The 25,945-nt window shown below is 31.9% G+C and carries 22 protein-coding genes; all 22 read left to right on the top strand.

Annotated features, from left to right (window positions below; all coding sequences use genetic code 11):
• Positions 1–27: 27 nt before the first annotated feature.
• The 22 genes from ACWUD1_RS05090 to ACWUD1_RS04985 all read left to right on the top strand — a co-directional run bounded on the left by ACWUD1_RS05090 (position 28) and on the right by ACWUD1_RS04985 (position 25,841).
• A complete protein-coding gene (locus ACWUD1_RS05090; protein ID WP_472756992.1) occupies positions 28–1,203 on the top strand; it encodes a BTA121 domain-containing protein surface lipoprotein in 1,176 nt (391 codons plus the stop codon).
• Positions 1,204–1,301: 98 nt separating this feature from the next.
• Complete coding sequence (locus tag ACWUD1_RS05085; protein WP_472756991.1) at positions 1,302–2,420, top strand: BTA121 domain-containing protein surface lipoprotein; 1,119 nt, start codon at positions 1,302–1,304, stop codon at positions 2,418–2,420.
• A 145-nt stretch (positions 2,421–2,565) separates the two neighbouring features.
• Positions 2,566–4,026: a BTA121 domain-containing protein surface lipoprotein gene (locus tag ACWUD1_RS05080; RefSeq protein WP_472756990.1), complete on the top strand. Its 1,461-nt coding sequence runs from the start codon at positions 2,566–2,568 to the stop codon at positions 4,024–4,026.
• Between the two features lie 104 nt (positions 4,027–4,130).
• Positions 4,131–4,910, top strand: a complete 780-nt coding sequence (locus tag ACWUD1_RS05075) for a hypothetical protein (RefSeq protein WP_472756989.1) — start codon at positions 4,131–4,133, stop codon at positions 4,908–4,910.
• A 221-nt stretch (positions 4,911–5,131) separates the two neighbouring features.
• Positions 5,132–5,380, top strand: a complete 249-nt coding sequence (locus ACWUD1_RS05070) for a hypothetical protein (protein ID WP_472756988.1) — start codon at positions 5,132–5,134, stop codon at positions 5,378–5,380.
• A 105-nt stretch (positions 5,381–5,485) separates the two neighbouring features.
• On the top strand, positions 5,486–6,718 hold the full coding sequence (locus ACWUD1_RS05065; protein WP_472756987.1) for a BTA121 domain-containing protein surface lipoprotein: 1,233 nt from the start codon (positions 5,486–5,488) through the stop codon (positions 6,716–6,718).
• Positions 6,719–6,823: 105 nt separating this feature from the next.
• Positions 6,824–7,975: a BTA121 domain-containing protein surface lipoprotein gene (locus ACWUD1_RS05060; RefSeq protein WP_472756986.1), complete on the top strand. Its 1,152-nt coding sequence runs from the start codon at positions 6,824–6,826 to the stop codon at positions 7,973–7,975.
• A gap of 105 nt (positions 7,976–8,080) precedes the next feature.
• The gene (locus ACWUD1_RS05055; RefSeq protein WP_472756985.1) at positions 8,081–9,217 is read left to right on the top strand and encodes a BTA121 domain-containing protein surface lipoprotein; all 1,137 of its coding nucleotides are present in this window, start codon (positions 8,081–8,083) and stop codon (positions 9,215–9,217) included.
• Positions 9,218–9,322: 105 nt separating this feature from the next.
• Positions 9,323–10,441 (top strand): BTA121 domain-containing protein surface lipoprotein, encoded by a 1,119-nt coding sequence (locus tag ACWUD1_RS05050; protein ID WP_472756984.1) that lies wholly within the window; start codon positions 9,323–9,325, stop codon positions 10,439–10,441.
• A 94-nt stretch (positions 10,442–10,535) separates the two neighbouring features.
• Complete coding sequence (locus tag ACWUD1_RS05045) at positions 10,536–11,801, top strand: BTA121 domain-containing protein surface lipoprotein (protein WP_472756983.1); 1,266 nt, start codon at positions 10,536–10,538, stop codon at positions 11,799–11,801.
• 151 nt (positions 11,802–11,952) lie between these two features.
• A complete protein-coding gene (locus tag ACWUD1_RS05040) occupies positions 11,953–13,185 on the top strand; it encodes a hypothetical protein (protein ID WP_472756982.1) in 1,233 nt (410 codons plus the stop codon).
• Positions 13,186–13,450: 265 nt separating this feature from the next.
• Positions 13,451–14,611, top strand: coding sequence for a BTA121 domain-containing protein surface lipoprotein (locus tag ACWUD1_RS05035; RefSeq protein ID WP_472756981.1), 1,161 nt, complete (start codon positions 13,451–13,453; stop codon positions 14,609–14,611).
• 168 nt (positions 14,612–14,779) lie between these two features.
• The gene (locus tag ACWUD1_RS05030) at positions 14,780–15,940 is read left to right on the top strand and encodes a BTA121 domain-containing protein surface lipoprotein (RefSeq protein ID WP_472756980.1); all 1,161 of its coding nucleotides are present in this window, start codon (positions 14,780–14,782) and stop codon (positions 15,938–15,940) included.
• A 390-nt stretch (positions 15,941–16,330) separates the two neighbouring features.
• Complete coding sequence (locus tag ACWUD1_RS05025) at positions 16,331–17,695, top strand: hypothetical protein (RefSeq protein ID WP_472756979.1); 1,365 nt, start codon at positions 16,331–16,333, stop codon at positions 17,693–17,695.
• Positions 17,696–18,041: 346 nt separating this feature from the next.
• Positions 18,042–19,451 (top strand): hypothetical protein, encoded by a 1,410-nt coding sequence (locus ACWUD1_RS05020; RefSeq protein ID WP_472756978.1) that lies wholly within the window; start codon positions 18,042–18,044, stop codon positions 19,449–19,451.
• 48 nt (positions 19,452–19,499) lie between these two features.
• The gene (locus ACWUD1_RS05015; RefSeq protein WP_472756977.1) at positions 19,500–20,063 is read left to right on the top strand and encodes a hypothetical protein; all 564 of its coding nucleotides are present in this window, start codon (positions 19,500–19,502) and stop codon (positions 20,061–20,063) included.
• A 38-nt stretch (positions 20,064–20,101) separates the two neighbouring features.
• Positions 20,102–20,224, top strand: coding sequence for a hypothetical protein (locus ACWUD1_RS05010; RefSeq protein ID WP_472756976.1), 123 nt, complete (start codon positions 20,102–20,104; stop codon positions 20,222–20,224).
• A 41-nt stretch (positions 20,225–20,265) separates the two neighbouring features.
• Positions 20,266–20,391, top strand: coding sequence for a hypothetical protein (locus ACWUD1_RS05005; protein ID WP_472756975.1), 126 nt, complete (start codon positions 20,266–20,268; stop codon positions 20,389–20,391).
• A gap of 115 nt (positions 20,392–20,506) precedes the next feature.
• Positions 20,507–21,916, top strand: a complete 1,410-nt coding sequence (locus tag ACWUD1_RS05000) for a hypothetical protein (protein WP_472756974.1) — start codon at positions 20,507–20,509, stop codon at positions 21,914–21,916.
• Positions 21,917–22,302: 386 nt separating this feature from the next.
• Positions 22,303–23,598, top strand: a complete 1,296-nt coding sequence (locus ACWUD1_RS04995; RefSeq protein ID WP_472756973.1) for a hypothetical protein — start codon at positions 22,303–22,305, stop codon at positions 23,596–23,598.
• A gap of 328 nt (positions 23,599–23,926) precedes the next feature.
• Positions 23,927–24,316 (top strand): hypothetical protein, encoded by a 390-nt coding sequence (locus tag ACWUD1_RS04990; RefSeq protein ID WP_472756972.1) that lies wholly within the window; start codon positions 23,927–23,929, stop codon positions 24,314–24,316.
• Between the two features lie 346 nt (positions 24,317–24,662).
• A complete protein-coding gene (locus ACWUD1_RS04985) occupies positions 24,663–25,841 on the top strand; it encodes a BTA121 domain-containing protein surface lipoprotein (protein ID WP_472756971.1) in 1,179 nt (392 codons plus the stop codon).
• Positions 25,842–25,945: the final 104 nt, after the last annotated feature.

The raw sequence follows: 25,945 nt of genomic DNA, 5'->3' as shown, positions 1-25,945 counted from the left end.
AAATAAAAATATAGGAGATATTTAAATATGGTATGTCATAAAAATATTTTAACAATAATTACAAATGTATATATATTATCTGCATTATTGTTTTTAGTGATGCTAATGTTGGGCTGCGATAATTCAGGAGATGTTAGTAAAGCAGAAAATAAAGGTAAGACTAGTAGAATTGGTAGAACTGTTGTTCCTTTGAAACCCCCTATCCCTCCAATCCCTCCCCCTATCCCTCCAGCTCCTCTTAGCAAGTTATCAGATGAAGATAAAGCGTTTAACGTGAAGCATTTAAGTGAATTTAAGCTATCATCTGATCAAAAAGAAGCCGTTATATTTTACAAAAATGCATTAATGAATCCTGCGGCTGGTAATAATTGGTACACTTGTACTGAAGCAGAGTTTTTGGAGCTACTAAAGTCTTTATATGGGTCTAGTGGGAAAGAAAATCGTTTTATAAGCATGATAGATCATATAGGGTCTGCATTAAGAGAAAGGAGAGATGCTAGAGCTGCTATTGATGCTATTACTGATGCTAGTAGGGCAGATTTTAAAAAAGACTTGAATCTTATTTTTGATCAGTATAATGATGGCTTATCCTTTATCTTAAAGGATGATTCTGTATTGGAACCCCCTAACAAGTTTAGGAGTATTGATGATATATATAATTATGTTGCTGATGATAACTTATTCCATAGTAGTTTTTTTCGTATTAAAACTTGGGCTTTAGGTATCAAGAAATATGATGAAATATTTGCAGGTTTATCTAAGGATAATAAAGAATTAATTGCGTATATAGGAAAAGTAAAGGTATCTAAGGCTGTATTACCGACAATTGACCCTGATTATTACAAAATCTATAATCTTATAACTGAGGATAGCTTTAACTCGTTTATAGGTGGATTTTATAGTTCAATAGGCAAGATTAAGTTTACGCAGACTTTAAAAGATTTGCTAGATGTTTTTAAAGCTAAGCAAGAAGCAGCTGAGGCTCTTAAGGGTAGCTTAGATGAGGGATTAGAGACTAGGTTTGAGACTTGTGAGACTAACTTTGAGAAGAAGTTGAAGGACATATTTGAAGTGTATGAAGTGTTTGAAGGCTTTTTTAACAGGCTTTATGATCAGGTGCAAGATTCAAAGGAGAAATTAGCTAATATTAAGACTGAATTTGACACAATTGCAACTGATGCTAAGCTTGGATCTAACCCTTAGTTTTTAAAGTTTAAAGAATTAAATACATGATTTAAAAATAAGTATTTAAAAATTTTTTATTTAAAAATAAAAAATAAAAATATAGGAGATATTTAAATATGGTATGTCGTAAAAATATTTTAACAATAATTACAAATGTATATATATTATCTGCATTATTGTTTTTAGTGATGCTAATGTTGGGCTGCGATAATTCAGGAGATGTTAGTAAATCAGGAAATAAAGGTAGAACTAGTAGAATTGTTGCTGGCGGTAAAACTGGACATGGTGAGCAGAGGCTAGGAAAGGAACTAACGTATGATGAGATAGTGCAAAAGTTATCATCTGAGCAAAAAGAAGCCGTTATATTTTACAAAAATGTGTTAATGGATCCTGCGGCTGGTAATAATTGGTACATTTGTACTGAAGCAGAGTTTGAAGAGCTACTAAGGTCTTTACATGGGTCTAGTGTGAAAGAAAATCGTTTTATAAGCATGATAGATCATATAGGATCTGCATTAAGAGAAAGGAGAGATGCTAGAGCTGCTATTGATGCTATTACTGATGCTAGTAGGGCAGATTTCAAAGAAAACTTGAATCTTATTTTTGATACTTATAATAGTATCTTATCCCCTAGATTAAAGGATAATTCTGTATTTCAACTTCCTAACAAGTTTAAGAGTATTGATGATATATATCAGTCTGTTGTTAATGATAGCTTATGTTATAGTAGTTTTGTTTCTATTAAAACTTGGGCTTTAGGTATCAAGCAATATGATGCAATATTTAAAGGTTTATCTGAGGATAATAAAGAATTAATTGCCTATATACGAAAAGTAAAGATTTCTCAGGCTGCATCACCGACAAGTGATCCTGTTTATGACAAAATCTATAATCTTACAACTGAGCATAGCTTTAATTCGTTTATAGGTGGATTTTATAGTTCAATAGGCAAGATTAAGTTTACGCAGACTTTAAAAGATTTGCTAGATATTTTTAAAGCTAAGCAAGAAGCAACTGAGGCTCTTAAGGGTAGTTCAGATGAGGGATTAAAGACTAGGTTTAAGACTTGTGAGACTAACTTTGAGAAGAGATTAAATGGCATTTTTGAATCGTATGGAGTGGCTGCAAGCTATTTGAACAGTCTTTCTTATTTGGTGCAAGATGAAAAGAAGGAATTAGCTAATATGAAGACTGAATTTGACACAATTGCAACTGATGCTAAGCTTGGATCTTAACCTTAGCTCTGCAATTTTGAAGATTTAAAATCTTAAGATTTAAAAGTATATAAAGTATATAATTTAAAGAAAAGATTTAAGAAAAATTTTGAAAGTCGGATTTAAAAATAGAAAATCAAAATAAAAATATAGGAGATATTTAAGTATGGTATGTCGTAAAAATATTTTAACAATAAGTGTGGGTACATGTATATTATGTGTATTATTGTTTTTATTGATGCTAATGTTGGGCTGCGATAATTCAGGAGATGTTAGTAAAGCAGGGAAAAAAGGTAAGACTAGTAGAATTGGTAGAACTGTTGTTCCTTTGAAACCCCGTGTCCCCCCACCTCCCCACATTCCCCCTCTTGCTTTTGCTGGAGCTGGTGTTGGCGGTAGAACTGTTGCTGGAGCTGGTGCTGGCGATGTAGCTGACGATGGAACTGGTGGAGCTGGTGTTGAAACTGGTGCTGGCGATGGGGCTGGTGCTGGCGGTAAAACTGGAGCTGTTGCTGGAGCTGTTGCTGGCGATGTAGCTGGTGGAGTTGGTGTTGAAACTGGTGCTGGCGATGGGGCTGGTGCTGGCGGTAAAACTGGAGCTGTTGCTGGAGCTGTTGCTGGAGCTGTAGCTGGTGGAGCTGGTGTTGAAACTGGTGCTGGCGATGGAGCTGGTGGAGCTGTTGCTGGTGAGAAGAGGCTAGGAAAGGAACTAACGTATGATGAGATAGTGCAAAAGTTATCACCTGAGCAAAAAGAAGCCGTTATTTTTTACAAAAATGCATTGACTAATCCTGCAGTTTCTGATTATTTGTACACTTGTACTGAAGCAGAGTTTGAAGAGCTATTAAAGTCTTTACAGAAGACAAATCGTTTTATAAGCATGATAGATCATATAGGGTCTGCATTGAGAGAAAGTAAAGATGCTAGAGCTGCTATTGATGCTATTACTAATGCTAGTAGGGCAGATTTCAAAGAAGACTTGAATCTTCTTTTTAATGATGGCCACTTACTCTCTAGCTTAAAGAACTTAAAGTATTATTCTGTATTGATTCCCCCTAACAAGTTTAAGAGTATTGATGATATATATAAGTCTATTGTTAAGGATAAATTCTATTATGATAGGTTTTTTTATATTAAAATTTGGGCTTTAGGTATCAAGAAATATGATGAAATATTTGAAGGTTTATCTAAGGATAATAAAGAATTAATTGCGTATATAGGAAAAGTAAAGGTATCTAAGGCTACATCGGCGGCAAGTGATTTTACTTTTGACAAAATCCTTTATATGACAACTGAGAATAGCTTTAACTCGTTTATAGGTGGATTTTATAATGCAGCAGGCAAGGTTGAGTTTCAACAGACTTTAAAAGAGTTGCTACCTGTTTTTAAAGCTAAGAAAGTAGCAGCTGAGGCGCTTAAGGGTAGTTCAGATGAGGGATTAAAGACTAGGTTTAAGACTTGTGAGACTAACTTTGAGGAGGAGTTGAATGGCTTCTTTTCATTATATGAAGTGTCTGCAGTCTATTTGAGCAGTTATTCTTATTCGATAGAATATGAAAAGAAGAAATTAGCTAATATGAAGACTGAATTTGAAACAATTGCAACTGATGCTAAGCTTGGATCTTAACCTTAGCTTTTAAAGCTTAAAGAATTAAATACATGACTTAAAAATAAGTATTTAAAATTTTTTATTTAAGAATAAAAAATAAAGTTATAAGGAGATATTTAATTATGGTATGTCGTAAACATATTTTAAAAATAATTACAAATGTATATATATTATTGTTTTTAGTGATGCTAATGTTGGGCTGCGATAATTCAGGAGATGTTAGTAAAGCAGGGAAAAAAGGTAAGACTAGTAGAATTGGTAGAACTGTTGTTTCTTTGAAACCCCGTGTCTCCCCAGCTTCTTCTCGCATTCCCCTTATTCCCCCGCCTCCTCACATTCCCCCTCTTGCTTCTGCTGGAGCTGTTGCTGGCGATAAAACTGGAGCTGTTGTTGGCGGTAAAACTGGTGCTGGCGATGGAGCTGGTGGAGCTGTTGCTGGTGAGCAGAGGCAAAAAAAGGAACTAACGTATGATGAGATAGTGCAAAAGTTATCACCTGAGCAAAAAGAAGCCGTTATTTTTTACAAAAATGCATTGACTAATCCTAATAGTTGGTTGACTTGTACTGAAGCAGAGTTTAAAGAGCTACTAAGGTCTTTACATGGGTCTAGTGGGAAAGAAAATCGTTTTATAAGCATGATAGATCATATAGGATCTGCATTTAGAGAAAATAGAGATGCTAGAGCTGCTATTGATGCTATTACTGATGCTAGTAGGACAGATTTTAAAAAAGACTTGAATCTTATTTTTGATCAGTATAATGGCTATTTACCCTCTAGCTTAAAGAGTGATTCTGTATTGGATCCCCCTAACAAGTTTAAGAGTATTGATGAATATATAAGTCTGTTGCTGATGATAACTTATATTATGGTTGGTTTTTTCGTATTAAAACTTGGGCTTTAGGTATCAAGCAATATGATGCAATATTTAAAGATTTATCTGAGGAGGATAAAGAATTAATTGCGTATATACGAAAAGTAAAGATTTCTCAGGCTACATCGACGACAAGTGGTTCTGCTTTTGACAAAATCTATAATTTTACAACTGAGGATAGCTTTAACTCGTTTATAGGTGGATTTTATAGTGCAATAGGTGAGATTAAGTTTACGCAGACTTTAAAAGATTTGCTAGATGTTTTTAAAGCTAAGCAAGAAGCAGCTGAGGCGCTTAAGGGTAGCTTAAATGAAGGATTAAAGACTAGGTTTAAGACTTGTGAGACTAACTTTGAGGAGAAGTTGAAGGTCATCTTTACAGTGTATGAAGTGTCTGCAGTCTTTTTTAACAGTTGTTATGGTATAAATACAAAGGAGGAATTAGCTAATATGAAGACTGAATTTGAAACAATTGCAACTGATGCTAAGTCTAGATCTTAACCTTAGCTTTTAAAGCTTAAAGAATTAAATACATGATTTAAAAATAAGTATTTAAAAATTTTTTATTTAAGAATAAAAAATAAAGTTATAAGGAGATATTTAATTATGGGATGTCGTAAAAATATTTTAAAAATAATTACAAATGTATATATATTATTGTTTTTAGTGATGCTAATGTTGGGCTGCGATAATTCAGGAGATGTTAGTAAAGCAGGGAAAAAAGGTAAGACTAGTAGAATTGGTAGAACTGTTGTTTCTTTGAAACCCCCTATCCCTCCAATCCCTCCCCACATTCCCCCTCTTGCTTCTGCTGGAGCTGTTGCTGGCGATAAAACTGGAGCTGGTGTTGGCGGTAAAACTGGTGCTGGCGATGGAGCTGGTGGTGCTGGTGAGCAGAGGCAAAAAAAGGAACTAACGTATGATGAGATAGTGCAAAAGTTATCATCTGATCAAAAAGAAGCCGTTATTTTTTACAAAAATGTATTAATGGATCCTGTGGTTGCTAATCATTTGTACACTTCTACTGAAGCAGAGTTTGAAGAGCTACTAAAGTCTTTACATGGGTCTAGCGGGAAAGAAAATCGTTTTATAAGCATGATAGATCATATAGGATCTACATTGAGAGAAAGGAGAGATGCTAGAGCTGCTATTGATGCTATTACTGATGCTAGTAGGGCAGATTTTAAAACAGACTTGAATCTTCTTTTTGATGAATATAATCGTGGCTTAAGCTTTAACTTAAAGAGTGATTCTTTATTGGCTCCCCCTAACAAGTTTAAGAGTATTGATGATATATATAAGTCTGTTGTTAATGATAACTTATATTATAGAGAGTTTTTTTGTATTAAAATTTGGGCTTTAGGTATCAAGAAATATGATGAAATATTTGCAGGTTTATCTAAGGATGATAAAGAATTAATTGCGTATATACGAAAAGTAAAGATTCCTCAGGCTACATCGACGACAAGTGATTCTGCTTTTACCAAAATCTATAATATTAGAACTGAGGATAGCTTTAACTCGTTTATAGGAGGATTTTATAGTGCAATAGGTGAGATTAAGTTTACGCAAGTTTTAAAAGATTTGCTAGCTATTTTTAAAGCTAAAAAAGTAGCAGCTGAGGCTCTTAAGGGTAGCTTAGATAAGGGATTAAAGACTAGGTTTAAGACTTGTGAGACTAACTTTGAGGAGAAGTTTAAGGGCATCTTTGAAGTGTATTCAGTGTCTGAACGCTATTTGAACAGTCTTTATAATTGGGTGCAAGCTTCAAAGAGGGCATTAGCTAATATTAAGACTGAATTTGAAACAATTGCAACTGATGCTAAGTCTAGATCTTAACCTTAGCTTTTAAAGCTTAAAGAATTAAATACATGATTTAAAAATAAGTATTTAAAAATTTTTTATTTAAGAATAAAAAATAAAGTTATAAGGAGATATTTAAGTATGGTATGTTGTAAACATATTTTAAAAATAATTACAAATGTATATATATTATTGTTTTTATTGATGCTAATGTTGGGTTGTAAGAATTCAGGAGATGTTAGTAAAGCAGGGAATAAAGGTAGAACTAGTAGAACTGTTGTTCCTTTGAAACCCCCTATCCCTCCAATCCCTCCCCACATTCCTCCTCTTGTTTTTGCTGGAGCTGTTGCTGGTGAGCAGAGGCTAGGAAAGGAACTAACGTATGATGAGATAGTGCAAAAGTTATCACCTGATCAAAAAGAAGCCGTTATATTTTACAAAAATGTATTAATGGATCCTGCGGTTGGTAATAATTTGTACACTTCTACTGAAGCAGAGTTTAAAGAGCTACTAAGGTCTTTGCATGGATCTAGTGGGAAAGAAAATCGTTTTATAAGCATGATAGATCATATAGGGTCTGCATTGAGAGAAAATAGAGATGCTAGAGCTGCTATTGATGCTATCACTGATGCTAGTAGGACAGATTTTAAAAAAGACTTGAATCTTATTTTTGATCAGTATAATGGCTATTTACTCTCTAACTTAAAGAATTATTCTGTATTGGAACCCCCTAACAAGTTTAAGAGTAGTGATGATATATATAAGTCTGTTGCTAATAATGACTTCTATTCTAGTAGTTTTTTTCGTATTAAAACTTGGGCTTTAGGTATCAAGAAATATGATGAAATATTTAAAGATTTATCTAAGGATGATAAAGAATTAATTGCGTATATACGAAAAGTAAAGAATTCTAAGACTACAAGTGGTTCTGCTTTTGCCAAAATTTATAATCTTAGAACTGAGGATAGCTTTAACTCGTTTATAGGAGGATTTTATAGTGCAATAGGTGAGATTAAATTTAAGCAGACTTTAAAAGATTTGCTACCTATTTTTAAAGCTAAGAAAGTAGCATCTGAGGCGCTTAAGGGCAGCTTAGATGAAGGATTAAAGAATAGGTTTAAGACTTGTGAGACTAACTTTGAGGAGAAGTTGAAGGGCATCTTTGAATTGTATGAAGTGTCTGAACGCTATTTGAACAGTTGTTATGATCGGGTGCAAGCTTCAAAGAGGGAATTAGCTAATATTAAGACTGAATTTGACACAATTGCAACTGATGCTAAGTCTAGATCTTAACCTTAGCTTTTAAAGCTTAAAGAATTAAATACATGACTTAAAAATAAGTATTTAAAAACTTTTTATTTAAGAATAAAAAATAAAGTTATAAGGAGATATTTAAGTATGGTATGTCGTAAACATATTTTAAAAATAATTACAAATGTATATATATTATCTGCATTATTGTTTTTATTGATGCTAATGTTGGGTTGTAAGAATTCAGGAGATGTTAGTAAATCAGGAAATAAAGATAGACCTGGTATAACTGTTGAGCTTCCTACTCCCCTTATCCCTCCAGATCCTTTTGGCAAGTTATCAGATGAAGATAAAGTGTTTAACGTGAAGCATTTAAGTGAATTTAAGTTATCATCTGATCAAAAAGAAGTCGTTATTTTTTACAAAAATGTATTAATGGATCCTGCGGTTGGTAATAATTGGTACACTTGTACTGAAGCAGAGTTTTTGGAGCTACTAAAGTCTTTGCATGGATCTAGTGGGAAAGAAAATCGTTTTATAAGCATGATAGATCATATAGGATCTACATTGAGAGAAAGGAGAGATGCTAGAGCTGCTATTGATGCTATTACTGATGCTAGTAGGTCAGATTTCAAAGAAAACTTGAATATTATTTTTGATGAATATAATGGCTATTTACTCTCTAACTTAAAGAATTATTCTGTATTGGGACCCCCTAACAAGTTTAAGAGTATTGATGATATATATAAGTATTTTGTTAATGCTAACTTATATTATAGTGAGTTTTTTCGTATTAAAACTTGGGCTTTAGGTATCAAGAAATATGATGAAATATTTGAAGGTTTATCTAAGGATAATAAAGAATTAATTGCGTATATACGAAAAGTAAAGGTACCTAAGACTACAAATTATTATGATTATTACAAAATCTATTATGTGGCCACTGAGGATAGCTTTAACTCGTTTATAGGAGGATTTTATAATTCAGCAGGTGAGATTAAGTTTAAGCAAGTTTTAAAAGATTTGTTACCTATTTTTAAAGCTAAGAAAGAAGCAGCTGAGGCTCTTAAGGGTAGTTCAGATGAGGGATTAAAGACTAGGTTTAAGACTTGTGAGACTAACTTTGAGGAGAAGCTGAAGGGCATCTTTAAATCGTATGAAGTGTCTGAAGGCTTTTTTAACAGGCTTTATGATCAGGTACAAGGTATAAATACAAAGAGGGAATTAGCTAATATTAAGACTGAATTTGACACAATTGCAACTGATGCTAAGCCTAGATCTTAACCTTAGTTTTTAAAGTTTAAAGAATTAAATACATGACTTAAAAATAAGTATTTAAAAACTTTTTATTTAAGAATAAAAAATAAAGTTATAAGGAGATATTTAAGTATGGTATGTCGTAAACATATTTTAAAAATAATTACAAATGTATATATATTATCTGCATTATTGTTTTTATTGATGCTAATGTTGGGTTGTAAGAATTCAGGAGATGTTAGTAAATCAGGAAATAAAGATAGAACTAGTAGAATTGGTAGAACTGTTGCTGGCAGTGGTGCTGGTGAGCAGAGGCTAGGAAAGGAACTAACGTATGATGAGATAGTGCAAAAGTTATCATCTGATCAAAAAGAAGCCGTTATTTTTTACAAAAATGCACTAATGGATCCTGCGGCTGGTAATAATTGGTTCACTTGTACTGAAGCAGAGTTTAAAGAGCTACTAAGGTCTTTGCATGGATCTAGCGGGAAAGAAAATCGTTTTATAAGCATGATAGATCATATAGGGTCTGCATTGAGAGAAAGGAGAGATGCTAGAGCTGCTATTGATGCTATCACTGATGCTAGTAGGACAGATTTTAAAAAAGACTTGAATCTTATTTTTGATACTTATAATGACTTATCCTTTAACTTAAAGCGTTATTCTGTATTGGAATCCCCTAACAAGTTTAGGAGTATTGATGATATATATAAGTATGTTGTTAATGATAGCTTATATTATAGTGAGTTTTTTCGTATTAAAACTTGGGCTTTAGGTATCAAGAAATATGATGAAATATTTAAAGATTTATCTAAGGATGATAAAGAATTAATTGCGTATATAGGAAAAGTAAAGGTATCTCAGGCTACATCAACAACAAGTGATTCTGCTTATTACAAAATCTATAATCTTAGAACTGAGGATAGCTTTAACTCGTTTATAGGTGGATTTTATAGTTCAATAGGCAAGATTAAGTTTACGCAGACTTTAAAAGAGTTGCTACCTATTTTTAAAGCTAAGCAAGAAGCAGCTGAGGCGCTTAAGGGTAGTTCAGATGAGGGATTAAAGACTAGGTTTGAGACTTGTGAGACTAACTTTGAGGAGAAGTTGAAGAACATCTTTACAGCGTATTCAGTGTCTGCAATCTTTTTTAACAGTCTTTATGATTGGGTGCAAGCTTCAAAGAAGGAATTAGGTAATATTAAGACTGAATTTGACACAATTGCAACTGATGCTAAGCCTAGATCTTAACCTTAGTTTTTAAAGCTTAAAGAATTAAATACATGATTTAAAAATAAAAAATTAAAATAGAAACAAAAATAAAGTTATAAGGAGATATTTAAGTATGGTATGTTGTAAACATATTTTAAAAATAATTACAAATGTATATATATTATTGTTTTTAGTGATGCTAATGTTGGGTTGTAAGAATTCAGGAGATGTTAGTAAATCAGGAAATAAAGATAGACCTGGTATAACTGTTGAGCCCCCTTCTTCCCCTATCCCCCCAACTCCCTCTCACATTTCCCTTGCTTCTGCTAGAATTGTTGCTGGCGTTGGAGCTGGTGCTGGTGTTGGCGGTAAAACTGGAGCTGGTGCTGGCAGTGTTGCTGGTGCTGGTGTTGAAACTGGTGCTGGCAGTGTTGCTGGTGAGCAGAGGCTAGGAAAGGAACTAACGTATGATGAGATAGTGCAAAAGTTATCATCTGATCAAAAAGAAGCCGTTATTTTTTACAAAAATGTATTAATGGATCCTGTGGTTGCTAATCATTTGTACACTTCTACTGAAGCAGAGTTTGAAGAGCTACTAAAGTCTTTACATGGGTCTAGCGGGAAAGAAAATCGTTTTGTAAGCATGATAGATCATATAGGGTCTGCATTAAGAGAAAAGAAAGATGCTAGAGTTGCTATTGATGCTATTACTGATGCTAGTAGGGCAGATTTTAAAAAAGATTTGAATTTTCTTTTTGATGAATATACTCGTGGCTTAAGCTTTGGCTTAAAGGGTGATTCTTTATTGGCTCCCCCTAACAAGTTTAAGAGTAGTGATGATATATATAAGTCTGTTACTGGTAATTACTTCTATTATAATGAGTTGTTTCGTATTAAAACTTATGCCTTAGGTATCAAGAAATATGATGCAATATTTAAAGATTTATCTGAGGATGATAAAGAATTAATTGCGTATGTACGAAAAGTAAAGATTGCTCAGGCTACATCGACGACAAGTGCTTTTGTTTATGACAAAATCTATCCTATGACAACTGAGGATAGCTTTAACTCGTTTATAGGTGGATTTTATAGTTCAATAGGCAAGATTAAGTTTGAGCAAGTTTTAAAGGATTTGCTAGATATTTTTAAAGCTAAGCAAGAAGCAGCTGAGGCTCTTAAGGGTAGCTTAGATGAAGGATTAAAGACTAGGTTTGAGACTTGTGAGACTAACTTTGAGAAGAGATTAAAAGGCATCTTTAAATCGTATGAAGTGTCTGAAGGCTTTTTTAACGGGCTTTGTTTTAAGGTGCAAGGTGCAAATGCAAAGGAGGAATTAGCTGAGCTTAAGACTGAATTTGACACAATTGCAACTGATGCTAAGTCTAGATCTAACCCTTAGCTCTGCAATTTTGAAGATTTAGAATCTTGATATTGAATACATGATTTAAGAGTATATAAAGTATATAATTTAAAAAAAAGATTTAAGAAAAATTTTAAGAGTCGGATTTAAAAATAGAAAATCAAAGTAAAAATATAGGAGATATTTAAATATGGTATGTTATAAACATATTTTAAAAATAATTACAAATGCATATATATTATCTGCATTATTGTTTTTATTGATGTTAATGTTGGGTTGTAAGAATTCAGGAGATGTTAGTAAATCAGGAAATAAAGATAGACCTGGTAGAACTGTTGGTAGAACTGTTGTTCCTTTGAAATCCCTTATCCCTCCGCCTCCTCACATTCCCCCTCTTGCTTTAGAGAAAGATAAATTGAAACAGGAAAAAGAGAAGAAGTTGAGACAGGAAAAAGAGAAGAAAACGTTTAGTGAAATAATTGTAGATTTATCACCTGTCCAAAGGCGAGGCTATCAGTTTTATGAAAATGTATTAACGAATCCCGAGATTGGTGCTGGACATAACTTATACACTTGTACTCAAGAAGAGTTTCAAAGTTTAATAGGATCTTTACATAGTAAAGACCGTTTTATAAGTATGATGGAGTATATAGATTTTGTACTTGGAAGACGAGAAGAGGCTAAAGAAGCTATTGATGCTATTACTGATGCTAGTAGGGCAGATTTCAAAAAAGAATTGAATCTTATCTTGGATTATCATAGTACTAAAGAAGGTTTTCAGTTAACTGTAAAAGAAGGTTCTGTGCATTCTAGTGGGCTCAAAGATATTGATGATATATATAAAAACATTGCTTCTGCTTCTGTTTCCTATGACAATTTTGCTGCTGTTAAAGATTGGGCCGTGGGTGTAAATCAGTTTGATGAGGTTTATGAAAGTTTATGGTCTAAGGATGAGAGTAAGAAAAAATCAATTGAATATATGCGTAATGCAGTGGTACCTGTTCCTGTTAATGAGATAGCTTCTAACTTTACTGTTGCTATTGAAAAAGTTAGTTATATTAAAACCACTGATAATTTTGATGCTGCAATAGGTAGGCTTTATAATTTCAGTAAAGATAATTTTAACAGAAGTTTTGGAATGTGTTTTGAGGTCTGTGATGCAAGATTTATCACAGAAGAGGCACTTGCTAACAGTAGTAATGCAGACTTAAAGAGTCAATTTGGAAAATGCACGACCCGTTTTGATGCTTTGTTGAATAATATCTTTAGAGAGGAAGGGACTGGTGATGTTATGTCTAGAAAGGTAAAGGAAAGTGTGAAAATAATTTATCTTAAGGCGATAGATAGCAAGACACTTAGTGAGCTAAGTGCCATTAGGGATGAGTTTGCAGCTATTGCAACGAAAATTGACAGCGGTTCCTAATTAGGGTCTTAAATTTTATAGCCTTAAATAATATCTTAATTAGCTTTAAATAGCTTGATTAAAATTAAATTCAAACTACTTGCAATTATTACAGTTGGTTGTAGGTAGTTATTACAATTAAATGTGATAATTAATTTATATAATAAAAAAGAGTTAATAGGAGTTAATAGAGAATTTAAAACTTAAAGAAAATAATAAAAATAAATGTTTAAAAATAAAAAATTAAAATAAAAACAAAAATAAAGTTATAAGGAGATATTTAAGTATGGTATGTCGTAAACATATTTCAAAAATAAATACAAATACAAGTGTAAATATAAGTACATATTTATTGTACGTATTATTGTTTTTATTGATTCTGATGTTGGGTTGTAAGAATTCAGGAGATGTTGATAAAGCAGAAAATAAAAGTGGAACTGTTGGTAGTATGGTTGTTGCTCCATCTCTTCCCCCAGATCCTTTGGGTAACTTATCAGATGAAGATAAAGCGTTTAACAAGCAGTATTTAAGTGAATTTAAGTTATCACCTGATCAAGTACTAGCTGTTTTATTGTATAAAAGGGCATTGACGGAGCCTAAACTTACTGACAATTATTCTGCTTATCCTTTAGAAACATTTATAAATTTAATAAATGCTTTGGCTAAGCAAGACCTTCTTAAAAATATGATGGAGCATATAAGTTCTAGATTTAAAGTTGGAGAGGATACTAGAAAAGCTATTAATACGATTAAGCTTGCAAGTAGAGCAGAGTTTAAAAAAGGCTTACAACTTGTTTTTAGTGAGTATGGTACTAAGATTTTTCTTGATAGATTAGGAGTATTTTCAATTACATCTGATGATAAACTTAAGGATGCTAGTAAGATATATAATGATGTTATTAGGAGGGATTATGATCGTGACATGCTTCTTTGGATTCAAAATGTAGCTTTGGGTATAAGGAAATTTGATGAGATTTATAAAGGTTTATCACAGTTGGAACAAGAATTAATTAAGTATATACGTGTTGTAGTAGCACCGAAATCTGATACATTTAGCAATAGTAATTTTGGTGAGGTTAAGAAGAATATCAAATTGATTAACACTTATGATGCCTTTGATAGCGTAATAGGTAGGCTTCATAATTTAGATAGTGTTAGATTTAATAAAATATTAAAAAGTTTCTTTGATGTTTTTCAGGCTAAAAAAGCAGCAGAATTGGCAATTGCAAACAGTGATAATGCAGACTTAAAGACTCAATTTAATACTCAAGAGACTAGCTTTAAGGATCTGTTGCATTTGATCGTTAAGGGCATTTACAGAGGAACAAAGGCACATAGAACATCAAGACCTATTGATGCGATTTATGATTTAGCAGAATCTGAAAAGGAAAAATTAGACGAGATGATAGAGGCGTTTAAAGCAATTGCAGCTAATGCTAAGCCTTAAATCTTAAATTTTTAAGTTTTAAGAGCTGATAATATTATTTATATAATAAAAAAGAGTTAATAGGAGTTAATAGAGAATTTAAAACTTAAAGAAAATAATAAAAATAAATGTTTAAAAATAAAAAATTAAAATAAAAACAAAAATAAAGTTATAAGGAGATATTTAAGTATGGTATGTTGTAAACATATTTCAAAAATAAATACAAATACAAGTGTAAATATAAGTACATATTTATTGTACGTATTATTGTTTTTATTGATTCTGATGTTGGGTTGTAAGAATTCAGGAGATGTTGATAAAGCAGAAAATAAAAGTGGAACTGTTGGTAGTATTGTTGTTGCTCCATCTCTTCCCCCAGATCCTTTGGGTAACTTATCAGATGAAGATAGAGCGTTTAACATGCAGTATTTAAGTGAATTTAAGTTATCACCTGATCAAGTACTAGCTGTTATTTTTTACAAAAGTGTATTGATGGATCCTGATGTTGATGGGGGGGACATACTACATTCTTGTACTGAAGCAGAGTTTTTGACCTTATTACAGTCTTTACAGAAGACAAATCGTTTGATAAGTATGATAGATCATATAGGTTCTATAGTGCAATTGAAAAAAGATGTTGTAAAGGCTGTTAATGATATTGATGACACCAAAAGGGTAAATTTAAAAAACTATTTTAACTATTTTGTTAATCTTTTTAGTAAAGACTTTTTGAAATCTTTAAAATCTAATACTGTAGTTATTAAGAAGTTCAGGGATATTGATTCTATATATGACAGTGTTATGACTGATGTTATGTATCGTAACACTTTGCGTCGTGTTAAAGAGTTAGTCTTAGGTGTCAATAAATATGACAAGGTTTTTCAAGATTGGTCAAAAGAGATGCAAAACTTAATTACATATATGCGAAAAGCAGTGGTGCCTGATCCTGTTATTGCAGGTAAAGATCTGACTCTTAGTCTTTTTTATGATGTTAAAAGTAATGATAGTTTTGATTCCTTAATAGGTAGGCTTCTTAACTTAGATCCAAGTAGGTTTAACTGGATATTAGATAATATTTTAGGTGTCTTTAATTTTCAAAATTTAACAGCGAGTGTGTTTTCAGGCAGCGTGAATGCAGACTTTAATGCTTGCGAGACTCAATTTAAGAATTTGTTGCTGGATATCTTTAGAGAGCAAAGGACAGGTAGTGTTATGTCTAGAAAGCCCAAACCTGATAATGAAATTTATAGAGCAGCAGAATCTAGAATGGGGGATTTAGCTAGGATTAAGGAAGCTCTTAAAGAAATTAAAACTAATGCTCTGTTGCAATCTTCAACTGCTAAGTCTTAATAGAGAACTTTAGGTTTGGGTAAGTTTAAGTTTACTGGAATTGAGAATTTCAAATGAAAATCTTAGTATAAGTTAAGTTATTCTTGTAGATAATAATTTTGTAAGTAGCCATAAAGATAATGATTTTTTATGGCTTATTTATTTTAAAATAGTGATTTAACCAATAATTAAAATCTATGCCTGTGTAATATATAATTAATGCAATATAATGATCTTCATTAAATATATTTATTAAATTAATTTATTTATTAACTTTAATAAATGACAAATTTCGATAACAGATAGTTTAATGATAAGAATGATAAATGAACTTATGTTTCACTTTAGTTTATTAATTCATTTTGAAGTTAATTTTTAATTTAAATTTTAAGGTGGAAAGGAGAATATTTAATGATTCAAAATAAAAAATATGTTTCAAAACTATATATAAGTATATATAGATTACATAAGTTATTGTCTTCAATAGTATTGATAGTATCAATGTTATTAATCCTAGATTGTGATACAGGTGCTGCTAAGGGCGGTAAAGGTAAAGTTATGTCTAGCAATTTAAATAAAAAAAGCCCACTTGTAGGTAGTAGAGGAGAAAATAGAGGCTTTAATACATATGAAGATTTGAATGCAAAATTTCCATTATCTAGAGCAGGTTTGGAAAAGGATGACGAAGATTTAAAAAGAATATACCTATTACCTTATATATCCTTGGAAGGTGATGAAGACTTGGCACATTTAAAACTTAATGATTTTCCTAAGTTTTCAAGAGATGTTTTTTCCAGATTATGGACTTTGGGTACGCAGAATCACAGTTTTTATTATTTTTTAGAAGATAATTTTACTTTAAGTATAGGACAGAAGTGCGGTATGTTATCCTTTAGAAAGGCGTTAATGAACCTTGAGTCTGACGTTCTTATTGATATTGTCAATGAAGAGGAGTCTCCTATTGTCTGCACTGATGAGAATATTTTGAATTTGATGAATATTTGGGGCAATAAAAAGGTTCAGGCATTTGGAGATCATATAGACTCTGCAGTTGGGGAGTTGTATGTGGCAAAGAAAGCTGTTCGGGAAATTGCTGGAGGTACATCAAATTTTAGAGAACTTTTAAAATCTGCCTTGGAGCATTTAAAAGCAGGATTGATACGTGATATAAGATTTTTGACATATGGCCAGCAAGGTATTAGTAATATGGAAAGCATGCCTGATGAGATATATATGCAGGTTGTACGGAGCGATCTATGGAAAACTGAGTCTGTTATTATCAAAGAACAAGTTTTAGGTATTAATGCATATGATCGGATATATGGGGCACTTCCTGGTAAAGCAAAGTGGTTAATTAAGTATATTCGAGATTTAGTATTACCTAACTTGTCTGAAGCTAATGATTACAGTGCACGTGATTCTATGGATGCTGTAAATAAGATCATAGAGATTAAGACTAATGATGGATTGAGTGCTGTAATAGGCATGTTAGGTGTATTGGGCAAGGAGCAATTTTTACAAGTTATGGATCCTCTTTTTGGTGTTTTAAATGCTGAAGTGGCAGCAGCAATAGCAATTCAAGAAGCCAGTTTGTCAATATCAGATTTAAGAAGTCAATTTAAAAAACAGCAGAGCCTTTATAACAAGCAGTTGAAGCATATATTTAGCAAGACAGGTCCAATAAGTGGATTATTGGAGAGAGCAGCAACTTCAAAAGACATTTTGGATACTATTAAAATTAAATTTGAAGAGATTAAGATGAATATTAAGAAATAAGTGTTAAAATAAGATTTACAAAATAAAACTTAATAAGTAACAGGAGTGTAGGTTAAGTTTAGATAATAAATTTGTAATATTTGAGCATATAAACATATAAGCCATAAATGTTTATTTTATGGCTTCTTTATTTTTTTAAATAAGTTTCAATGCAAATAGAGATACATATTATGATGATAGAATATAAATCTATATAATTAGTAGTCTCTTATAAATATAAGTTAAGGGTTTAAGGCCGACAATGAGGGTAATTCATGATATAAGTTTAAGAGGACTTAATGAATTAAGTTTATATTAAATAAATACAATTTATATTGATATTTAAGAATCAAAAAGGAGATATTTAATGACAAGAATCAAAATTCATATTTTCAATGTATATAGGTTATTTGGAATACTATTTTTAATAGCATTAATAGGTGCTTGTGACTCTGGAAGTGTTGGCAACAAGGGTGGTGGTGCTAGGAATTTAAGTAGGAGGAGTCAAATTGGAACAGGCAAGAATAGGGGCTTTAATGTGATAGGAAAAAAAGTGGATGGAGGTTTGCAAAAACCAGGTGCAATTGTGCATGATAAAGACCTTAAGGACCCACTGTCATTAGAAGTTGTGCCTTCTGATCCAATTGAAGATGGAGACTCTGATAAAGTTAAAGACCCTAAGGAAGCACTGACACCTGTTATAGTAGAGCCTGTGAGCAAAAAAGCCTTTAAATATTTAGAGCTTGATGATTTTCCCAAATTTACTTTTTCGTTGCGTAGCAGGGTAAAGATGTCATTTATGGATTATCGTAGCTTATTAGAGGAAGAGTTTGGGTTATCAGACAGGCAAATAAACGGTATTATGTCTTACAAAAATGTATTAATGGAGCCGAATAGATTAATGAGTCCTGGTGCTTTGTATCCAGATTCATTAGGTGATTGGTTTAATGGTCGTGATACATTTGGTGTATTTCAGGCATCCTATTTTAGAAAATTACTTAGGACTTGGGGGAAAGATAAAACTTTGAAGATAGCAGATCATCTAGAGGATGAGTTTGAAGAGATAGAAAATGCAGAGCGAGCTATTCGGGGGAGTGTGGCTAATAGAAATTTGAGATCATTATTGAAACGTACCTTTAATTATTGTAAAGCGCGTCTTATCGCTATTTTAAGAAAAGACTCTTTTGAGTATCACAAGATTGATTTTAGTGCTGATAGCAACCGGTCGGAACAGGTGGCTGCTTCTGTATATAATGAGATTATAAGGACATTGCATAAGCATTATTTTGTTATGTTAAGAGATGTGGCTTTAGGTATTAATGCGTTTGATGCAGTATATTCGAATCTTCCACTTGAAGTTCAAGGGTTAATCAATTATATGCGGGATGTAATTGTGCCTAAGTCTTATAAAAGTAGAACTAATAACTCTTCAGAAGCTTTTTCTATCATTCAAGGTATTGAAAATCCTGATGTTTTTAATGCTTTAATAGGCTGCTTTGGCAGATTGGGTAAATTTGAATTTTCAACAATGATGGATCTTATTTTTGGTGTTTTCAAGGCCAAAATAGCAGCAGAAAGTGCAGGTGTTTTGACGTCAAACTTGAAAGATCAGTTTGAAGCTCAGGAAAAGCTTTATCAAGAGCAGTTAAAGTATATTTATTGTGCGTTTTTGTTTCTGGATGAGACAGGCTTGAGACTAGCGCAGAAAGAGGATACTTTAAATGCAATTAGGTTGGAGTTTGAAAAGATTAAGAGTAGTCTTGAGAGTAAACCATAAGGCAAGTGATTTGTAAATTTTACTTTAAGTGTAGGACAGAAGTGCGGTATGTTATCCTTTAGAAAGGCGTTAATGAACCTTGAGTCTGACGTTCTTATTGATATTGTCAATGAAGAGGAGTCTCCTATTGTCTGCACTGATGAGAATATTTTGAATTTGATGAATATTTGGGGCAATAAAAAGGTTCAGGCATTTGGAGATCATATAGACTCTGCGGTTGGGGAGTTGTATGTGGCAAAGAAAGCTGTTCGGGAAATTGCTGGAGGTACATCAAATTTTAGAGAACTTTTAAAATCTGCTTTGGGGCATTTAAAAGCAGGATTGATACGTGATATAAGATTTTTGACATATGGCCAGCAAGGTATTAGTAATACGGAAAGCATACCTGATGAGATATATATGCAGGTTGTACGGAGCGATCTATGGAAAACTGAGTCTGTTATTATCAAAGAACAAGTTTTAGGTATTAATGCATATGATCGGATATATGGGGCACTTCCTGGTAAAGCAAAGTGGTTAATTAAGTATATTCGAGATTTAGTATTACCTAACTTGTCTGAAGCTAATGATTACAGTGCACGTGATTCTGTGGATGCTGTAAATAAGACATAGAGATTAAGACTAATGATGGATTGAGTGCTGTAATAGGCATGTTAGGTGTATTGGGCAAGGAGCAATTTTTACAAGTTATGGATCCTCTTTTTGGTGTTTTAAATGCTGAAGTGGCAGCAGCAATAGCAATTCAAGAAGCCAGTTTGTCAATATCAGATTAAGGAGTCAATTTAAAGAACAGCAGAGCCTTTATAACAAGCAGTTGAAGCATATATTTAGCAAGACAGGTCCAATAAGTGAATTATTGGAGAGAGCAGCAATGTCAAAAGACATTTTGGATACTATTAAAATTAAATTTGAAGAGATTAAGATGAATATTAAGAAATAAGTGTTAAAATAAGATTTACAAAATAAAACTTAATAAGTAACAGGAGTGTAGGTTAAGTTTATATTAAATAAATACAATTTATATTGATATTTAAGAATCAAAAAGGAGATATTTAATGACAAGAATCAAAATTCATATTTTCAATGTATATAGGTTATTTGGAATACTATTTTTAATAGTATTAATAGGTGCTTGTGACTCTGGAAGTGTTGGTAACAAGGGTGGTGGTGCTAGGAATTTAAGTAGGAGGAGTCAAATTGGAACAGGCAAGAATAGAGGCTTTAATGTGATAGGAAGAAAAGTGGATGGAGGTTTGCAAAAACCAGGTGCAATTGTGCATGATAAAGACCCTAAGGACCCACTGTCATTAGAAGTTGTGCCTTCTGATCCAATTGAAGATGGAGACTCTGATAAAGTTAAAGACCCTAAGGAAGCACTGACACCTGTTATAGTAGAGCCTGTGAGCAAAAAAGCCTTTAAATATTTAGAGCTTGACGATTTTCCTAAATTTACTTTTTCGTTGCGTAGCAGGGTAAAGATGTCATTGACGGCTTATCGTAGCTTATTAGAGGAAGAGTTTGGGTTATCAGACAGGCAAATAAACGGTATTATATCTTACAAAAATGTATTAATGGAGCCGAATAGATTAATGAGTCCTGGTGTTTTGTATCCAGATTCATTAGGTAGTTGGTTTGGTGGTCGTGATACATTCGGTGTATTTCAGGCATCCTATTTTAGAAAATTACTTAGGACTTGGGGGAAAGATAAAACTTTGAAGATAGCAGATCATCTAGAGGATGAGTTTGAAGAGATAGAAAATGCAGAGCGAGCTATTCGGGGGAGTTTGGCTAATAGAAATTTGAGATCATTATTGGATCTTACCTTTAATTATTGGAAAGCGCGTTTTATCGCTATTTTAAGAAGCGACTCTTTTGAGTATCACAAGATTGATTTTAGTGCTGATAGCAACCGGTCGGAACAGGTGGCTGCTTCTGTATATAATGAGATTATAAGGACATTGCATAAGGATTATTTTGTTATGTTAAGAGATGTGGCTTTAGGTATTAGTGCGTTTGATGCAGTATATTCGAATCTTCCACTTGAAGTTCAAGAGTTAATCAATTATATGCGGGATGTAATTGTGCCTAAGCCTTATAAAAGTAGAACTAATGACTCTTTAGAAGCTTATTATATCATTGAAGGTATTCAAAATCCTGATGTTTTTGATGCTTTAATAGGCTACTTTGGCAGATTGGGTAAATTTGAATTTTCAACAATGATGGATCTTGTTTTTGGTGTTTTCAAGGCCAAAGTAGCAGCAGAAAGTGCAGGTGTTTTGACGTCAAACTTGAAAGATCAGTTTGAAGCTCAGGAAAAGCTTTATCAAGATCAGTTAAAGCATATTTATTTTGAGTTTTTGTTTCTGGATGAGATAGGCCTGAAACTAGCGCGGAGCGAGGGTACTTTAAATACAATTATGTTGGAGTTTGAAAAGATTAAGAGTAGTCTTGAGAGTAAACCATAAGGCAAGTGATTTGTAAATAAGATCGATGTACTATTAATTTACAAGTAATTTATAAGTATAAGCCATGAGGATAATTATCTTTATGGCTTTTTATATTTTTTAAATTTTTAATTTTAAATGATAAAATTGGTTAGGAAAATAGTTAAATTTAATAATTTAAAAAAATTATAAATATGATGGGATTTAATAATTAAAGGTATATATTATATATATATTTTTAATAAAATTTAGTGAAAAACAATATTAAACTTTAACCAAGTAATATCTATAAGGATACTTTCACAAGTTAATAATTTAAGTAATAAATAATGATAAATGATTTGTTCTTTCAGATAGATGTTAATTTGATTTAAATCAAGATTGTACTATAAAAAAGGAGATATTTAATGATAAGGGTAAGAGGTTGTATTTTAAATATTATATATAGATTGGTATATAGGTTATTGTTTTTGTCAGCATTACTAGTAGCTGCTTGTGACATGGGGGCTTCTAAAAGACTGGATAAAAGAGATTTGAGTAAGACTTTGAGTGAAAAGAGCAGTATAATTGAACCACTCAGAGTGCCAATTAAGAGACATGGGGATTATGAGTTACGAAGAGAAGGTTTAACCGGTGGAGATTTTAGAGAGGTTGATTCATTTGCTACACCTGCTGACGAGAATAATGAAGATTTTGAGCATTTAAGGCTTGATGATTTTCCCGACAGATTTTCGCATGGTTTTGCCAGGTCATGGAAGGGACTTTTTGGGTATAGTATTGAGCTCCAAGATTTATTGGACGACTTTTTTGCATTATCAACTGAGCAGATTCAGGGTATTTTGTCTTTTAGCGAAGCATTAATGACACCTGGTCTTGGTCCTTTTCGTGTTGTTTGCAGTGAAGAGAATATTATAAGTTTACTTAAAAATTGGGGCCATGATCGGGTTAGGCAAGTTGGAGACCATATAGACTCTTCGTTTAAAGAAAAAGATAGTGCAAATGCAGCCATTGATGCTGTTCCTGAAAGACGACAAAATTTTAAAAAACTCTTAAGATTTGCTTTTGAGCATTTAGACCTAGTGATTCCAAACAATCTAAGATTTTTATCGTATGGATATAATCAAAATCTTGGTGATTTGACTATAAGACCTGATTTTATATATACAAAGATTATGAAGAGTGAATTGTATAAGCCTGTTTATATTATGCTTAAAGATGCAGCTTTAGGTATTAGTGTGTTTGAGGAAATATATACAAGTCTGCCCTTAATAGCACAAGAGTTAATTAATTATATTCAAGGTGTAATAGTGCCTCAGTCTGATGAGAGTGAGGTTGTTTATTCTAGGGACGCTTTTGATAGGATTAAGTATATTAAGACTAGCGATGTTTTTGCTGCTGTAGTGGGTCGTTTGGGTAGATTGGGCAAGGATAAATTTTTGCAAGTTTTTGATCCTATTTTTGGGGTATTTAATGAGAAAATACGAGCATTCCGTATTATGTCAATAATTAGGCCACTTCCGACAGAGTTGGTGAAGCAGTTTGAAGGACAAGAGAAGTTTTATAAAGAGCAGTTGAGATATATCTTCAGCAAAGAAGGTCCTATAAGTGAATTATTGACAAGAGTAGAAGAGAGAGAGGGTGCTTTAGAGGTAATTAAATTAAAGTTTAAAGAGATTAAAGATAAGCTTAAGGATAAGATTTAAGCATAAATAGTAAACAAGTTTAAGAATTAAATTATAAGATAAATATAGAGCCATAAAGATAATAAATTTTATGACTTTTATATTTTTTGAAAAAATTTAAATGATAAAATAAGTGGATCAAATTAAATAAAAAAAATTAATCCAATTAATAAGATTTTAATAAAAAAAGGTATATTTATTGTATAATGAAATAATATATTATATTAATTATGAAAATAGTAATATTTGCAACGAATATCGACAAAATATAATTTAATTAATTAATTGATTGAATTTGTGCTTTAATTTGAGATTAGTTTAAATCAAAATTTTGTGTAAGGGGGTTTAAATGAAAAAGTTAAAAAGATGTATTTTAAGTATTAGTAAGTTATTGTCTTTATTGGTGTTAGTAATAGCTTGTTATATAGAAGCCTTTAATAAGTTGGTTAGGGGAGTTGTGCCCGGTCATTTGAAGTCTAAGACCCCACTTGATGAAGTTGATGATAAAGTAGTCGGTTTAGAACTTAAAAATTTATTGTGTGAATTTGGATTATCAGATGAAGAAAGACAAGGGATTGTGTTATACAAAGAGATATTAATGGATCCTAGTATTTGTCCATTTAGATCTGCTTATAGTGAAAGAGAATTTATGGATTTGCTTAAGAGCTGGGGTCGTGATAAGGTTAGGGGAGTTGGAGCTCGTATAAATTCTGCAATTGAATTTTGTGGTAGATTGTAAAGTAAAATATTATAAAATAAATTATAAATGTATAAATAATTTTAATGATGTTTTTAATATTTTGACCTTTGAAAAAATTAAAAAGAATTTAAGATAATATATAAACAAGTATATGTAACATATATGGTGATATAATTAGTATGTCATCATAATAATATTTATTAGCAAATAAATATTATTAGATGCTCATAACATAAGTTCTATAACAAATATCCATAACATATAGTTTAGTAGTAATAAATGATGTTAAATCAATTTATACTTCAATTTAGTTTAAGTTAAAATTGGAGCTTAATTTAACATCAAGACTTAAAATGAATTGCAATATGATCATAGGAGATATTTAATGATAAGAGTAAGAGTTTATGTTTTAGATATATTCAATATATATAGATATATATATAGATTATTATTTTTATTGGTGTTAATAATAACTGCTTGTAAGCATTCAGGAAGTGAAGCTAGTGGTGAGGATATGATGGTGGGGCAGCTAAACGGAAGGAGTTCATCTACGGTAGGTAGACAAGGAAGGGGGAAAGACTTACAATATTTAGAGCTTGTTAATTTTCCTGTATTGACTTTTGAATTTATTAAAACTTATCAATGGCCTAAAGAGAGCCCTGCTCTTAGGAATTTATTGGATAGCTTTAATCTTTCAATTCAGCAAAGATGGGGCATTCTATTCTGCAGAGAGATGTTTGTGGAAGTTAAACCCAATCAACTCGGTGTTTATAGTGAAGAAGAATTTATAAATTTGCTTAAAGATTGGGGTCGTGATAAGGTTCAAGCGGTTGGGGATCATATAAACTTTGTACTTGAGGAGTTGGAAAAAGTAGAAATGTCTATTCAGGCTATTATTGAGAGTCGACAAAACTTGAAAGGATTTTTAAGATTTGCTTTTGATATTGTCAGACTAAATTTTTTATCTACTTTAAAAGGTTTTCCATATGGTTCTGAGCATAATATCCAGAAAGAGGAATCTAATATTATATATAATAATATTATGCAACATTCTTGTGAGAAGTCTGATTTTATCATGATTAAAAATATAGCTTTAGGCATTATTGCGTTTGATAAAATATATGCATTTTTTTCTCCAAGGGTAAAGGAATTAATTGATTATATTCGAAGTGTAGTAGTATTTGATTTTGATGAGCGTGATCATGGTGGTAATCATGAGGAAGTCATATATAGGATCAGGAATATAAGTATTAGTGATGGTGTTGATTTTATAATAGGCAGCTTGGTCATATTGGGTAAAGATAAATTTTTGCAAGTTATGGGACCTTTTTATGATGTCTTTGAGTCTAAGAATGCATCTGCTTTAATTAAGAACTCAAGAGAATTAGAAGAACAGTTTAAAGCTTGTGAAGAACGCTATAAAGAGCATATAAGAGAGATATTTAAGGATATACAGTCTATTGAAGTATTTTTTGATAAGGCAATATCTTTAAGTAATGCTTTAGATGTCATTAAGGCTAATTTTGAAGGAATTGGTTTTGAAGAGGTTGAGGATGTGGTTTAATTTTAGTTTAAATAATAAATAATAAATAATAAATAATAAATAATAAATTTATACTTATGCGAAGTGACAAAAAATATGAGCCATAAAGAAAGTCAATTTTTATG

The organism is Borrelia tillae (assembly GCF_055693965.1).
Note: the sequence above shows the minus strand (reverse complement) of the source record. Positions and strands in the feature narration are given on the sequence as shown.

Excerpts from the sequence above, each read along its gene's own strand:
- ACWUD1_RS05090 (WP_472756992.1), top strand. The coding sequence starts at position 28 with ATGGTATGTCATAAAAATATTTTAACAATAATTACAAATGTATATATA.
- ACWUD1_RS05085 (WP_472756991.1), top strand. The coding sequence starts at position 1,302 with ATGGTATGTCGTAAAAATATTTTAACAATAATTACAAATGTATATATA.
- ACWUD1_RS05080 (WP_472756990.1), top strand. The coding sequence starts at position 2,566 with ATGGTATGTCGTAAAAATATTTTAACAATAAGTGTGGGTACATGTATA.
- ACWUD1_RS05075 (WP_472756989.1), top strand. The coding sequence starts at position 4,131 with ATGGTATGTCGTAAACATATTTTAAAAATAATTACAAATGTATATATA.
- ACWUD1_RS05065 (WP_472756987.1), top strand. The coding sequence starts at position 5,486 with ATGGGATGTCGTAAAAATATTTTAAAAATAATTACAAATGTATATATA.
- ACWUD1_RS05060 (WP_472756986.1), top strand. The coding sequence starts at position 6,824 with ATGGTATGTTGTAAACATATTTTAAAAATAATTACAAATGTATATATA.
- ACWUD1_RS05055 (WP_472756985.1), top strand. The coding sequence starts at position 8,081 with ATGGTATGTCGTAAACATATTTTAAAAATAATTACAAATGTATATATA.
- ACWUD1_RS05050 (WP_472756984.1), top strand. The coding sequence starts at position 9,323 with ATGGTATGTCGTAAACATATTTTAAAAATAATTACAAATGTATATATA.
- ACWUD1_RS05045 (WP_472756983.1), top strand. The coding sequence starts at position 10,536 with ATGGTATGTTGTAAACATATTTTAAAAATAATTACAAATGTATATATA.
- ACWUD1_RS05040 (WP_472756982.1), top strand. The coding sequence starts at position 11,953 with ATGGTATGTTATAAACATATTTTAAAAATAATTACAAATGCATATATA.
- ACWUD1_RS05035 (WP_472756981.1), top strand. The coding sequence starts at position 13,451 with ATGGTATGTCGTAAACATATTTCAAAAATAAATACAAATACAAGTGTA.
- ACWUD1_RS05030 (WP_472756980.1), top strand. The coding sequence starts at position 14,780 with ATGGTATGTTGTAAACATATTTCAAAAATAAATACAAATACAAGTGTA.
- ACWUD1_RS05025 (WP_472756979.1), top strand. The coding sequence starts at position 16,331 with ATGATTCAAAATAAAAAATATGTTTCAAAACTATATATAAGTATATAT.
- ACWUD1_RS05020 (WP_472756978.1), top strand. The coding sequence starts at position 18,042 with ATGACAAGAATCAAAATTCATATTTTCAATGTATATAGGTTATTTGGA.
- ACWUD1_RS05015 (WP_472756977.1), top strand. The coding sequence starts at position 19,500 with ATGTTATCCTTTAGAAAGGCGTTAATGAACCTTGAGTCTGACGTTCTT.
- ACWUD1_RS05010 (WP_472756976.1), top strand. The coding sequence starts at position 20,102 with ATGTTAGGTGTATTGGGCAAGGAGCAATTTTTACAAGTTATGGATCCT.
- ACWUD1_RS05000 (WP_472756974.1), top strand. The coding sequence starts at position 20,507 with ATGACAAGAATCAAAATTCATATTTTCAATGTATATAGGTTATTTGGA.
- ACWUD1_RS04995 (WP_472756973.1), top strand. The coding sequence starts at position 22,303 with ATGATAAGGGTAAGAGGTTGTATTTTAAATATTATATATAGATTGGTA.
- ACWUD1_RS04990 (WP_472756972.1), top strand. The coding sequence starts at position 23,927 with ATGAAAAAGTTAAAAAGATGTATTTTAAGTATTAGTAAGTTATTGTCT.
- ACWUD1_RS04985 (WP_472756971.1), top strand. The coding sequence starts at position 24,663 with ATGATAAGAGTAAGAGTTTATGTTTTAGATATATTCAATATATATAGA.